Below are 13339 nucleotides of genomic sequence, written 5' to 3'. Positions count from 1 at the left end.
ACATGGCCCCGCCCCTCACCCGCAACGACTGGCTGGAAAAGGGCCTGCATCTGGTCGGCGATGGCGGTCCGCAGCAACTCCGGATCGACACCCTGTGCCACGCGCTGGGCGTGACCAAGGGGTCGTTCTATCACCACTTCGCCAGCCAGCCCGCCTACGTGAGCGCCCTGCTCGCCCACTGGAAAAACACCTACACGCAGCAGCTCATCGACGCGGTGGCCGGGCTCGACAACCCGCACCTGCGCAGCGAGCGCCTGAGCCAGTTGGTGTTCAGCAAGGACATGAGGCCCGAAGTGGCCTTGCGGGCATGGGGCAACAGCCATCCCGAGGTGGCCGCCACGGTGCAGGCCGTCGACGCCCAGCGCATCGCCTACCTGACGGACCTTGCCCAAGGCATGGGGTTGGCGCCGGCCCAGGCCCGTCTGGCGGCCAGGATGGGCTACGCGCAACTGATCGGCATCCAGCACCTGCCGACCCTGGTCACGCCCGAGGACGCGGTACAGATGGATCACTCCCTGTGCACGCTGCTGCTCCCAACCCAGGGGACGCCGCCATGACCGCTTCGGCATGGGCCGCTGGGCTGGACTTTCTGGCCGCGGCCCTGCACATCGCCATCATCGCTGGCGGCCCGGGCTGGTACCGGTTCTTTGGCGCCGGGGAGCGGATGGCGCAGCAGGCCGAGCAAGGCCACCCCGGGCCCGCGTTGATCACGGCGGGCATCGCCTTGGCGCTGGCAGGCTTTGCGCTCTACACGCTGTCGCTGGACGGGTGCTGCGAAGCGCTGCCGTGGCGCCGCGAGGTGGTGTGGGCGATCACCGGTGTCTATGCCCTTCGAGCCGTTGCTGTGCTGGGGCTGGCACCCTGGATCGCGACGATGCGCACCCCCTTTATGCTGGGGTCATCACTGGTCTGCGGCCTGTACGCGCTGGTCCATTTCTGGGCGCTGCGCGCCACGGCCTAGCAGGCCCGTTCAGGCCAGCGCCGCTTGCCCCACCGACCGGTCCAGCGCATCGAGCAGGGCAGCGCGCTCGGCGTCGCTCACGAAGCTCGCCTCAAAACTGTTTTTCGCCAGCGTGATCACCTCGGCCTCGGTCAGCGCGAGCGCGCGCACGGTCTGCTCGAAGTTGTCGTTCAGGTAGCCGCCGAAATAGGCCGGATCGTCGGAGTTGACGGTGGCGCACAGGCCCGCGTCGAGCAACTGCTTCATGGGGTGATCGGCCAGATCGTCCACCACGCAGAGCTTCAGGTTGGACAGTGGGCACACCGTCAGCGGTGTGCGCCGGCGCGCCAGCTCGGCCACCAGCACCGGGTCTTCCAGGCAGCGCACACCGTGGTCGATGCGCTCGGCCTGCAGCAGCTCCAGCGCCTCCCAGATGTAGTCGGGCGGGCCCTCCTCGCCCGCATGCGCCACCACGCGCAGGCCCAATTCGCGGCAGCGCGCGAAGACGTGGATGAACTTCTCGGGCGGGTGGCCGACCTCGCTCGAATCCAGGCCCACGCCGATGAAGTGCTCGCGGTAGGGCAAGGCGGCTTCGAGCGTGGCCGCGGCGTCCTCTTCGCTCAGGTGGCGCAGGAAACACAGGATCAGCGCGGCGCTGATGCCCAGCTTTTCCCGGGCGTCGGCACAGGCGCGCGCGAGGCCCTGGATCACCGTGGCCATGGGCACGCCACGTGCGGTGTGGGTCTGCGGGTCGAAGAAGAGCTCGGCGCGGATCACGTGGTCGGCCTTGGCCCGCAGGAAATAGGCCCAGGCCATGTCGTAGAAGTCGGCCTCCTTCAACAGCACGCTGGCGCCCGCGTAGTAGATGTCCAGAAAGCTCTGCAGATCGGTGAAGGCGTAAGCCGCGCGCAGCGCTTCCACGCTGGCGTAGGGCAGCGCCACCCCGTTGCGCTGGGCCAGGGCGAAGATGAGTTCGGGCTCCAGCGAGCCTTCGATGTGGATGTGCAGCTCGGCCTTGGGGATGGCGCGCGCCAGGGCCACGGCGCGTTCAACAGCGGGGTTTTTCATGGCTTGACTCCTTGCAACAAGAAAAAAAATCCGTGTCCCATGGTGCCGGAGCAACACCCGGAAGCACGAAACGGTGCAGCCCAGGGCACCGCCGGACCGGCTTTGCCGGACGGCCAGTGCCGCCCCCTTGAGGGGGTCGCGCGAAGCGCGGCGGGGGTGCTTCATCTCAGCAAACGCCCAACGTCACACCCAGGCGCGCGAGGTAGCGGCGGTAGGCGCTGGACATGCGGTCGGCCGGGCTGTGCACTTCGGCGATGGGGCCGTCCCTACCGATCGGCAGGGCGTGTGGCAGCTGCGATTCCACGACCGGCCGGTCCTGGGCGAACACCGCGTCCTGGAAGGCGCGCAGTTCTTCGTCGTCCGACAGATCGCCCAGGGTGGCCATGGCAAACCAGGCGGTGCACGAGCCGGTCGTGTCGGGCCGGATGAACAGTGCGATGGCGTTGCTCACCGGGTCGCCCACGCTGCCGTCCTTGCGCAGGATGGCGGCGAACGGGTGCGGCACGGCGTAGCGGTAGGACACCCAGCCGCCCTCGCTGGCGCCCGCGTAGGCGCGCGGCTGCCAGGCGCGGCAGTCCTCGGCCACCACACCGTCGGCCCCCTCCTGCACCTTGCCGGTCTCGACCTGCGCATGGCTGCGCGCGCCCAGCCAGCCTTCGTGCACGAACCCGAAATGGCTCAGGTCCAGGAAGTTCTCCACCAGGCGCGGCGCGCCGGTGTTCACGTCGTACGGCCCGCAGAGCACCTGGCGCCACAGCGGATCGCTCCAGGGCTCGAACACGGGCGGCTCGGCCAGCGCAGCGGGCATCTCGGTGCGGTCGGGGCGCTCCAGCCGCACCCACACCAGCCCATGGCGTTCGGTGGCCTCAAACACCGTGGCGCAATGGGAGGCGGGCGGATCGAAAGCCGGCGCCGCCGGCACATGCACACAGCGCCCGCTGGCCACCTGCGCCTGCGCGGCCGCCGCATCGCCGCCGAACTGCCAGCCGTGGTACGGGCACTCCAGCCGCGCGCCGTGCAAATGATTGAGCACCCGGCCGAGCGAGAGGCGTGCGCCGCGGTGCGGGCAGCGGTCGACCCAGGCATGCACCGCCCCTGGCGCACCATCGTGGCCCGGCTCGCGCCACAGCACCAGCGCCTCGCCCAACAGGATGCACGACACCGGCGTGTCACGCACCTGGTTGGATGCGATCACGGGGTGCCAGAGCTGGTTTTCGATCATCGAATCTCCTCAAGCAAAAAAGCCGCTGCGGGTGCAGCGGCTTGGGACCAAGGCACCGCAACTCCGACAGCGTTCAATCAGCAACGTGTCCGAGGCGAAGTGCCCGACCGAGGATGCGGTGGACCCGGCTCCGCCGGTCCACTCGCATCGCCCCCTTGAGGGGGTCGCGCCAGCGGCGCGGCGGGGGTGGGTCAGTTCGGCACCTTGCCTTCAACACCCTTGACAAAGAACTTCACGCCACCCAGGAAAGCGTCGTCGGCGACCGTGTCCTTGGCCAGCACTTCCTTGCCGCTCTGGTCCACGATCGGGCCTTTCCAGATGGCAAAGCTGCCGTCTTTCAGGCCGGCCTTGACGGCGTCGATCTTGGCCTTGGTTTCGGCCGGCACATCTTCGGCGATGGACACCATGTCGATCGCGCCTTCCTTGTGGCCCCACCACACGCCACCGGTGGTCCAGGTGCCTTCCAGCGCGTCCTTGGTGGCCTTGATGTAGTACGGCGCCCAGTTGATCACGGCCGAGCCCAGGTGGGCCTTGGGGCCGTAGGCGGTCATGTCGGAGTCCCAGCCGAAGGCGCGCTTGCCCAGCTTTTCGGCGGTCTGCAGCACGGCCGACGAGTCGGTGTTCTGCATCAGCACGTCGGCACCGCCGTTGATCAGCGAGGTGGCGGCTTCGGTTTCCTTCGGTGGGTCGAACCAGCCGTTGACCCAGACCACCTTGGTCTTGATCTTGGGGTTGACCGACTGCGCACCCAGCGTGAAGCTGTTGATGTTGCGGATGACTTCGGGGATTGGGATCGAGGCCACCACACCCAGGGTGTTGGTCTTGGTCATGGACCCGGCGATCACGCCGGCCATGTAGGCGCCTTCGTAGGTGCGGCTGTCGTAGGTGCGCAGGTTCTCGGCCGTCTTGTAGCCGGTGGCGTGCTCGAACTTCACGTCCTTGAAGTCGGGCGCCACTTTGAGCATGGGCTCCATGTAGCCGAAGGTGGTGCCGAAGATCAGCTTGTTGCCCTGGCCGGCCAGGTCGCGCAGCACGCGCTCGGCGTCGGCGCTTTCGGGCACGTTTTCCACGAAGCTGGTCACCACCTTGTCACCGAACTCGGCCTCGACCGCCTTGCGGCCGTTGTCGTGGGCAAAGGTCCAGCCGCCGTCGCCCACCGGGCCGACGTAGGCAAACGCGATCTTCAGCGGCTCGGCCTTGGGCGCCTCGACCGCGGCGGGTGCCGGGGCCGGCGCGGGCGCCGCCTCTTCCTTCTTGCCGCAGCCGATCAGCACGGCGCTGGCCACCGCGGTCAGCGCGGCGAGCTTCATCAGGGAACGTTTGCTCAGGTCAGTCATGGAAACCTCTTTGTTGGGAGAGTTGGTGGTAACGGAAACAGTGACAAAAACCGAAAAAAGATTATGCGCCGGGATAAAAGGGCTTCCCGATGGAGGTGGGCATGTTGATGCGGATCCAGGTCGGGTTGCGCGAGATCAGCACCAGCACCACGATGGTGGCCAGGTAGGGCATCATGGTCAGGAACTGGCTGGGCACGTCCACCCCGATGCCCTGCAGGTGGAACTGCAGCATGGTGACGCCACCGAACAGGTAGGCCCCCAGCAGCACCCGGGCCGGGCGCCAGGTGGCGAAGGTGGTGAGCGCCAGCGCGATCCAGCCCTTGCCGGCGATCATGCCCTCGACCCACAGCGGCGTGTAGACGGTGGACACATAGGCGCCGGCCAGCCCGCAGAGCGCGCCCCCGGCCATCACGGCGATGAGCCGGATGCGGCGCACCGGATAGCCCAGCGCGTGGGCCGACTCCGGGCTCTCGCCCACGCTGCGCAGCACCAGGCCGGCGCGCGTGCGGTAGAGGAACCAGATCAGCCCGAGGACGAGGCCGACGCAGACGTAGACCATGGGGTGGTGGCGAAACAGCGCCGGGCCCAGCAGCGGGATGTCACTCAGCACGGGAATGTTGAACTGCATCTGCTCGGGCAGCTTTTCCTGCACGTAGCGGGTGCCCGCAAAGGCCGAGAAGCCCGCGCCGAACAGCGACAGCGCCAGCCCGGTGGCGTACTGGTTGGTGTTGAGCCAGATCACCAGGCCGCCGAAGATGGCCGCCAGCAAGGCGCCGGCCGCCATGCCCGCGGCAAAGCCGGCCAGCGTGCTGCCGGTGTGCACCACGGTGGCGAAACCGGCCAGCGCGGCGCACAGCATCATGCCCTCGGCGCCCAGGTTGACGATGCCGGCCTTTTCGTTGATGAGCAAGCCCAGCGAAGCGATGGCCAGCACGGTGCCGGCGTTGAGCGAGGCGGCGAAGAGCAGAGCAAGGGATTCCATGGTCATTTCTTCCAGACAAGACGGTAGGCAATCAAGGTGTCACAGGCCAGCAGCGCGAACAGCAGCAGCCCCTGGAACACACCGGTGATCGATTTCGGCAGGCCCAGGCGCGACTGCGCCAGCTCACCGCCGATGTAGAACATGCTCATGAGGATGGCCGAGAACACGATGCCCACCGGGTGCAGCCGCCCGACGAAGGCCACGATGATGGCCGCGAAACCGTAACCCGCCGGCACATAGGGTGTGAGCTGACCAATGGGGCCGGCCACCTCCAGCGCGCCGGCCAGGCCGGCCGCACCGCCCGAGGTCAGCAGCGCGGTCCACAGCGCCTTGCGCGAGGAAAAACCGGCGTAGCGCGCCGCGGCCGGCGCCAGTCCGCCCACCAGCTGACCGTAGCCCGCGTAGGTGCGGAACAGAAACACCCAGACCGCGCCCACGCCGGCCAGCGCCAGCAGCAGGCCGATGTTGACGCGGGAGCCCTGCATCAGCCTGGGGATTTGCGTGACGGCCTCGAAGGTCTTGGTCTGCGGGAAGTTGTAGCCCAGCGGGTCTTTCCAGGGGCCGTAGACCAGGTAGTTGAGCACCTGCACGGCCACGTAGACCAGCATCAGGCTGACCAGGATTTCGTTGGCGTTGAAGCGGTCGCGCAGCAGCGCGGTGATGCCGGCCCAGACCATGCCGCCGAGCACGCCGGCCGCGATGATGGCGGGCACGATCCAGGGCCCGGTGGTCTTGTCCGCCGTGAGCGCCACCCCGGCGGCAAAGATGGCGCCGATCAGGTACTGGCCCTCGGCGCCGATGTTCCACACGTTGGAGCGGAAACACACGGCCAGCCCGAGCGCGATGATCAACAGCGGCGTGGCCTTGACCATCAGCTCCGACAGCGCGTAGGTGCTCTTGATGGGCTCCCAGAAAAACACCTGCAGGCCGCGCACCGGGTCCTTGCCGAGCACGGCGAACAGGATCACGCCGATCACCACCGTGATGGCCAGCGCCAGCAGCGGCGAGGCATAGCCCCAGCGCGCCGACGGCTGGGGACGGACTTCAAGCAGCAGCATGGGCGGTCTCCTCGTTGTTGTTCTTTGTGCCCTGGGCGTCCCACAGGCCCGACATCCACTCGCCGATGCGTTCGATGGTGGCGTCGGCCCGGTCCAGGCTGGGCGAGAGCCGCCCCTTGGCGATCACGTGCAGGCGGTCGCTGATCTCGAACAGCTCGTCGAGCTCTTCGCTCACCACCAGCACCGCGCAACCGGCGTCGCGCAGCGCCAGGATTTCCCCGCGGATCTGCGCCGACGCGCCCACGTCCACGCCCCAGGTGGGCTGGCTCACGATCAGCAGTTTTGGCTTGGCTTCGATCTCGCGGCCGACGATGAACTTCTGCAGGTTGCCGCCCGAGAGCGACTTGGCGGCCGCGTCCGGTCCGTTGGCCTTGACGTTGTAGCGCGCAATGATCTCGGCCGCCTGGGCCTTGAGCGCGCCGACCTGGATCCAGCCGCCCGCGCCCAGCGCGTCGCGCCGGGACAGCAGCAGGTTCTGGGCGAGCGAGAGCGTGGGCACGGCGCCGCGGCCCAGGCGCTCTTCGGGCACGAAATGCAGGCCGAGCGCGCGGCGTTTGCCCGGCCCGTAGCGCGAGGCGTCCTGGCCGGCGACGCGGATGCTGCCCGGCGGCGCGCGCCGGTCTTCGCCCGAGAGGCAGACCAGCAGTTCGCTCTGGCCGTTGCCCGACACGCCCGCGATACCCACCACCTCGCCGGCCCGCACCGTGAGCGCGACGTCTTTCAGGTCGGTGCCAAACGGGTCGTCGCTGGCCAGCGTGAGGCCGCCCACCTCCAGCACGGTGGCCCCGGCGTGGAGCGCTCGCACGTTCAACGCGGGCGGCTCGGCACCGATCATCAGCCGCGAGAGTGAGGCGTTGCTTTCCTCGCGCGGGTCGCACACCCCCGTGACCTGGCCGCCCCGCAACACGGTGCAGGCGGTGCAGAGCTCGCGGATTTCGTGCAGCTTGTGGCTGATGTAGAGGATGCTGCAGCCCTCGGAGGCCAGCTTGTTGAGCACCACAAAGAGCTTTTCCACCGCCTGCGGCGTGAGCACCGAGGTCGGCTCGTCCAGGATCAGCAGCTGCGGGCTGGTCAGCAGCGCGCGGATGATCTCCACCCGCTGCATCTCGCCCACGCTCAGCGTGTGCACCGGGCGCGAGGGGTCGATGTCCAGGCCGTATTCGGCCGCCTTGGCCGTGATGCTGGCGCTGACCTCGGAGAGCGTGAGCGACTTGTCCAGCCCGAGCCAGACGTTTTCCGCCACGGTGAGCGTGTCGAACAGGCTGAAGTGCTGGAACACCATGCTGATGCCCAGCGCCCGCGCCTCCTGCGGGTTGCGCACATGCACCGGCCGGCCGTTGAACATGACCGAGCCCTCGTCGGGCTTGACCGAGCCATAGATGATCTTCATCAGCGTGGACTTGCCGGCGCCGTTTTCGCCCAGCACCGCGTGCACCTCGCCGGGCGCGACGCTGAGCGAGACACCATTGTTGGCCACCACGCCGGGGTAGCGCTTGGTGATGCCGGTGAGTTGCAGTCGGGGCGTGGTCACAGCGATCTCCTGTTGTTTTTGTACATGGGGTCGGCGTCGAGCGGACGGTGTTGGCCCGGGGCAGCCGCAGAACCGGCTTCGCCGGGCTGCTGGCTGTGCCTCCTTGAGTGGGTGGCGCTGAAGGCGACGCGGGGGTGTTTCATGTTCAAGCCGCCGCCGCATCGGACTCAGGCCGGCGCAGCGAGGCCGCCACGCTCTTGACCTGATCGCGCAGCCAGCGCCCGGCGGCCGAGCTGTGGGTGCGCTCGTGCCAGAGCTGGTAATACATCATGCGGGGGAACGGCACCGGGCACGGCAGCACCTGCACCGGCAGCACGCCGGTGTAGCGCTCACAGTACTGGCGCCCGGTGGTCAGCACCAGCAGGCTGCCCGCCACCATGGCCGGGATGAGCCCGAAATGCGGGCAGCGCGCGGTGATGTTGCGCACCAGACCCTGGCTGGCCAGGTGGTCGTCGATCACGCCGCGCGCGCCGGGGTGGGTGGGCGTGGGGGCGATGTGTTCGGCGCTGAGCCAGGCCTCCACGTCCCAGCCACGGCGCACCGCCGGGTGCTGGTTGGACACCAGGCACACCACCTCGTCGCCGAACAATCGGCCCAGGTGCAGATCGCCGGGGGGCAGCGGCCAGTTGCCGATGACCACGTCCACATCACCCTGGGCCAGGTGGTTGCGGTAGTCGGAGTCGGCCGAGAGCGGGTGGATCTCGATCGGGCAGTGCGGCGCCAGGCCCTTTATCTGCGTGACCAGCTGGGGCAGGAACAGCGGGTCCAGGTAGTCGCTGGCGGCCAGGCTGAAGGTGTGGTGGGCGGTGGCGGGGTCGAAGCTGCGGGCGTCGGAAAACAGCACCTCGGCGCTGCGCAGGATGTCGGCCGCCGGTTCGATCATGCGCAGCCCGGCCACCGTGGGCACCATGCCGGAGCCCGAGCGCACCAAAAGCGGGTCGCCGGCGAGTTCGCGCAAGCGCTTGAGCGACGCACTGACCGCCGGCTGGTACATGCCCAGGCGCAGCGCCGCGCGCGACACACTGCGCTCGGTCAGCACGGTGTGCAGCACGCGGATCAGGTGCAGATCAATCTTGTCGAACATGGACACGTATTTCATACCCTGAGGCTATGCGTTTGAATGGCTGTTTTGGCATTCGGGCCATATGGCTGAGCATATGTTGTGCCATGGGGTGGGCGCTATGCTGGCGCGCATGATTTCCAGAAACTCCGCACAAACCCTGAGATTTGTCCGGCGCGGCCAGCCCGTGGCGGTGGGCAATGTAGCACCCGAGCGCACCCTGCTGGAGGTGCTGCGCGAAGACCTGCACCTCACCGCCACCAAGGAAGGCTGCGGTGAAGGGGACTGCGGCGCCTGCACCGTGGTGCTGGGCGAAGCGGTGGACGGCAGGCTGCGCTACCGGGCCGTCAACAGCTGCATCCGGCTGGCCCACTCGGTGGATGGCATGGCGGTGTTCACCGCCGAAGACCTTTCTGCCCCCACCCTCAAGGCCGGCGCATCTCCTGACCTGCATCCCTGCCAGGAAGCCATGGTCCAGTGCCACGGCAGCCAGTGCGGTTTCTGCACGCCGGGGTTCGTGATGAGCCTGTTCGGCATATACCAGAACAGTCAGGGCGGAAAGGGCATCACCCGGGAACAGGCCCAGGTAGACCTCTCCGGCAACCTCTGCCGCTGCACCGGCTACCGCCCCATCCTCGACGCTGCTCAACAAATGGGCAGCCTGCCGCTGCCCGCCGGCTGTGAAGTGGACGAGGCTGCCACGCTGGCGGCGCTCAAGGCGCTGAAGCCGAAGCGGACCGGCGACGAGCGCTACCTGCGTCCCACCAACCTGGCCGCACTGCTGCAGCAACGGGCCAAATTCCCCAAGGCCCAGGTCGTGGCCGGCTGCACCGACGTGGGCCTGTGGGTCACCAAGATGCACCGTCGCTTCGAGCGCGTGCTCGACGTGACCGCCGCGCGCGAGCTGCAGCGCGTGGAAACCTACCCGCACCACATCGCCATCGGCGCGGCCGTCTCGCTCACCGATGCCTTTGCCGCGCTGGTGGCAGAGCGCCCGCAGCTCCTGACCTTCAGCCAGCGCTTCGCCGGCCTGCCGGTGCGCAACGCCGGCACGCTGGGCGGCAACGTGGCGAACGGCTCACCCATTGGCGACACCATGCCGCTGCTGATCGCGCTCGGTGCCAGCGTGGTGCTGATGCGCTGGAAGAAGACCGCGGCAGGCGGCGAGATCGCCCACCGCGAGTTGCGGCTGGAGGACCTGTACACCGGGTACCGGACGAACGTGATGCGCGCGGACGAGCTGCTGTGCTGGATCAAGGTGCCGAAGCCCACGGGGCATGCATCGAGCGCAGCGCCGGACCGCCCCAAGCCAGCGAGCGCCCCCTCGGGGGGCAGCGAACCCAACGCAGTGGGGAGCGTGGGGGCTGAAGAGTTCATGCGCGTCTACAAGATCAGCAAACGCTTCGACGACGACATCTCCGCCGTCTGCCTTGCCATCCAGATGACCCTGGACGGCGGCGTCGTGCAGCAAGTCTCCATCGGTGCCGGTGGCGTGGCCGCCACCCCGGCCCGCGCGCGCCAGACCGAAGCCGCCCTGCGCGGCCAGCCCTGGAACGCCGACACCGTGATGGCAGCCGCCGCCGCGCTGCGCGCCGAGTTTCAGCCCATTTCCGACATGCGCGCCAGCGCCGCCTACCGCCAGACCGTGCTGGGCAATCTGCTGCGGCGCTTCTGGCTGGAAAGCCAGGGCCTGACGGCCATCAACCTCGAAAGCCTGAATGCGGCAACGCTGGAGGCCTTGGCATGAACGCGCCCGATCTGAAGCTGGTAGCCGACAACACCCGAGGCGCCCGCGCCGCTGGGCAGCGACCCGCGCCAGCGGCGGAACCCCGTCGCAGCGCCAACGGCGATGCGACGCTCGGGGGATCACCTTCTCTCGCTGCCGGCCAATCCAAATTCCATGAAAGCGCCCGCGCCCAGGTGGCCGGTGCCGCGACCTACATCGACGACATCCCCGAGGTGCGCGGCACGCTGCACGCGGCACCGGTCTGTTCGCCCGTGGCGCACGGCATCCTGCGCAAGCTGGACGCCTCGGCGGCCCTGGCCCTGCCCGGCGTGCGCGCGGTGATCGACGCCGGGGACATCCCCGGCGACACCACCTTGGCCGCCTTCGCGCACGACGAACCGGTGTTCGCGCTCGACACCGTGCTGTTCACCGGCCAAGTGATCGCGCTGGTGGTGGCCGACGACGTGATGACCGCGCGCCGCGCCGCGCGGCTCGTGAAGCTCGAGATCGAGGAATTGCCCGCCGTGCTCAACGTGCACGAGGCCCACGCGCTGGAAAGCTACGTGTTGCCGCCCGTGCAGGTGAGCCGGGGCGACGCGAAGGCCGCGCTCCGGCGCGCGCCGCACCAGATCGAAGGCCGCTTCGAAGTCGGTGGCCAGGAACATTTCTATCTGGAAGGCCAGATCGCCTACGTGCTGCCGCTGGAACAGAACCAGTGGTGGGTCTACACCAGCACGCAGCACCCCGGCGAGGTGCAGCACTGGGTGTCGCATGCGCTGGGCATTGCCAACAACGCCGTCACGGTGGAATGCCGGCGCATGGGCGGCGGCTTCGGTGGCAAGGAGACGCAGGCCGGCCACCTGGCCGTGTGGGCCGCCATCGCCGCCAACCAGCTGAAGTGCCCGGTCAAACTGCGGCTGGACCGCGACGACGACTTCATGATCACCGGCAAGCGCCACCCCTTCGCTTACCACTACCGCGTGGGCTTTGATGACAGCGGCCTGCTCTGCGGGCTGGAGCTGGAGATGCTGGTCAACTGCGGCTTCAGCGCCGACCTCTCCGGTCCGGTGGCCGACCGCGCCGTCTTCCACGCCGACAACGCCTACTTCCTCGAAGACGTGGCCATCTCCAGCTACCGCTGCAAGACCAACACGCAGAGCCACACCGCCTTCCGCGGCTTCGGCGGCCCGCAGGGCGTGATCGTGATCGAGCGCATCCTGAGCGACATCGCGCGCACGCTGGGCCTGGACCCCCTGGACGTGCGGTTGCGCAACCTGTACGGCATGGACGCCCGGAACGTCACCCACTACCAGATGAAGGTGGAAGACAACATCCTCGACCCGCTGATCAACACCCTGGCGATCACCAGCGGCTACCGCGAGCGCCGCGAGCAGATCGCGGCCTTCAATGCGCGGAACCCCGTCATCAAGAAAGGCCTGGCGCTCACCCCCGTCAAGTTCGGCATCAGCTTCACCGCCACCCTGTTCAACCAGGCCGGCGCGCTGGTGCACGTCTACACCGACGGCAGCGTGCAAGTGAACCACGGCGGCACCGAGATGGGCCAGGGCCTGAACACCAAGGTGGCGCAGATCGTGGCCGACGAACTGGGCGTGCCGTTCGAGCGCGTGCTGGCCACCGCCAGCGACACCAGCAAGGTGCCCAACGCCAGCGCCACCGCGGCCAGCAGCGGCACCGACCTGAACGGCCGGGCCGCGCAGTTCGCCGCGCGCCATGTGCGCGACAACCTCGCCGCGTTCGTGGCCGGGCTCGACGACTGCGGCGCGGGCGCGGTGCGCTTCGAAGGCGGCCAGGTCATCACCGACAAGGCCACACGCCGCTGGGAAGACGTGGTGGGAGCGGCCTACGCCAACCGCATCCAGCTCTGGAGCGACGGCTTCTACCGCACACCCAAGATCCACTACGACAAGGCCACGCTCACCGGCCGGCCGTTCTACTACTTCGCCTACGGCGCGGCGGTCAGCGAGGTCGCCATCGACACCCTCACCGGCGAGTACCGGGTGTTGAAGGTGGACATCCTGCACGACGTCGGCCACAGCATCAACCCGGCGATCGACATCGGCCAGATCGAAGGCGGCTTCATCCAGGGCATGGGCTGGCTCACCACCGAGCAACTGGTGTGGAATGGCAAGGGCTATCTACAGACCCACGCCCCCAGCACCTACAAGATCCCCGCCACCGGCGACGTGCCCGCGCACTTCAAGATCGCGCTCTGGCCCGAAGCCAACCGCGAGGACAACGTGCACGGCAGCAAGGCCGTGGGCGAACCCCCGTTCATGCTGGCCATCAGCGTGTACGAGGCGCTGCGCGACGCGGTGGCGCAGGCGGGCGGTGACCCCTTGCTGGTGAACGCCCCGGCCACGGCCGAAGAGGTGTTGCGCGCTGTCAGCGCGTAAA

The 13339-nt window shown here is 68.4% G+C and carries 11 protein-coding genes; 4 read left to right on the top strand and 7 right to left on the bottom strand.

Going from position 1 to position 13339, the window contains the following annotated elements; genetic code table 11:
* Nucleotides 1-2 precede the first annotated feature (2 nt).
* Together HTA01S_RS13735 and HTA01S_RS13730 are read left to right on the top strand one after the other, a co-directional pair.
* Entirely contained in the window at nt 3-557 is a 555-nt protein-coding gene (locus HTA01S_RS13735) for a TetR/AcrR family transcriptional regulator (protein ID WP_068172484.1), read from the top strand.
* Entirely contained in the window at nt 554-961 is a 408-nt protein-coding gene (locus HTA01S_RS13730; RefSeq protein WP_068172480.1) for a hypothetical protein, read from the top strand. Before HTA01S_RS13735 ends, HTA01S_RS13730 begins: the two co-directional genes overlap by 4 nt.
* Nucleotides 962-970: 9 nt before the next feature.
* Here HTA01S_RS13730 and HTA01S_RS13725 read toward each other — a convergent pair whose 3' ends face one another.
* The 7 genes from HTA01S_RS13725 to HTA01S_RS13695 form a co-directional block, all read right to left on the bottom strand.
* Entirely contained in the window at nt 971-2008 is a 1038-nt protein-coding gene (locus HTA01S_RS13725) for an adenosine deaminase (RefSeq protein WP_084236105.1), read from the bottom strand.
* A 166-nt stretch (nt 2009-2174) separates the two neighbouring features.
* Entirely contained in the window at nt 2175-3230 is a 1056-nt protein-coding gene (locus HTA01S_RS13720) for an aromatic ring-hydroxylating oxygenase subunit alpha (RefSeq protein WP_068172477.1), read from the bottom strand.
* Nucleotides 3231-3421: 191 nt separating this feature from the next.
* Nucleotides 3422-4567 (bottom strand): BMP family ABC transporter substrate-binding protein, encoded by a 1146-nt coding sequence (locus tag HTA01S_RS13715; RefSeq protein WP_068172474.1) that lies wholly within the window; start codon nt 4565-4567, stop codon nt 3422-3424.
* A gap of 61 nt (nt 4568-4628) precedes the next feature.
* Entirely contained in the window at nt 4629-5549 is a 921-nt protein-coding gene (locus tag HTA01S_RS13710; RefSeq protein ID WP_068172471.1) for an ABC transporter permease, read from the bottom strand.
* Nucleotides 5550-5551: 2 nt separating this feature from the next.
* Nucleotides 5552-6607 (bottom strand): ABC transporter permease, encoded by a 1056-nt coding sequence (locus tag HTA01S_RS13705; RefSeq protein WP_068172468.1) that lies wholly within the window; start codon nt 6605-6607, stop codon nt 5552-5554.
* Nucleotides 6594-8138 carry an ABC transporter ATP-binding protein gene (locus tag HTA01S_RS13700; RefSeq protein ID WP_068172464.1) on the bottom strand — a complete coding sequence of 515 codons (1545 nt, stop codon included), beginning with the start codon at nt 8136-8138 and terminating at the stop codon, nt 6594-6596. Before HTA01S_RS13700 ends, HTA01S_RS13705 begins: the two co-directional genes overlap by 14 nt.
* Nucleotides 8139-8283: 145 nt before the next feature.
* The gene (locus tag HTA01S_RS13695; protein WP_068172460.1) at nt 8284-9237 is read right to left on the bottom strand and encodes a LysR family transcriptional regulator; all 954 of its coding nucleotides are present in this window, start codon (nt 9235-9237) and stop codon (nt 8284-8286) included.
* A gap of 94 nt (nt 9238-9331) precedes the next feature.
* Between HTA01S_RS13695 and HTA01S_RS13690 the strand changes: the two genes are divergently transcribed.
* A complete protein-coding gene (locus HTA01S_RS13690) occupies nt 9332-10945 on the top strand; it encodes a xanthine dehydrogenase small subunit (protein WP_157572104.1) in 1614 nt (537 codons plus the stop codon).
* Nucleotides 10942-13338: a xanthine dehydrogenase molybdopterin binding subunit gene (gene xdhB / locus HTA01S_RS13685; protein WP_068172454.1), complete on the top strand. Its 2397-nt coding sequence runs from the start codon at nt 10942-10944 to the stop codon at nt 13336-13338. The genes HTA01S_RS13690 and xdhB overlap by 4 nt, the downstream gene beginning before the upstream one ends.
* The last annotated feature ends 1 nt before the right edge of the window (nt 13339 follow it).

Source organism: Hydrogenophaga taeniospiralis CCUG 15921 (assembly GCF_001592305.1).
Classification (GTDB): Bacteria; Pseudomonadota; Gammaproteobacteria; order Burkholderiales; family Burkholderiaceae_C; genus Hydrogenophaga; species Hydrogenophaga taeniospiralis.
The sequence above is the reverse complement of the archived record's forward strand: the minus strand, read 5'-3'. Positions and strand labels throughout refer to the sequence as shown.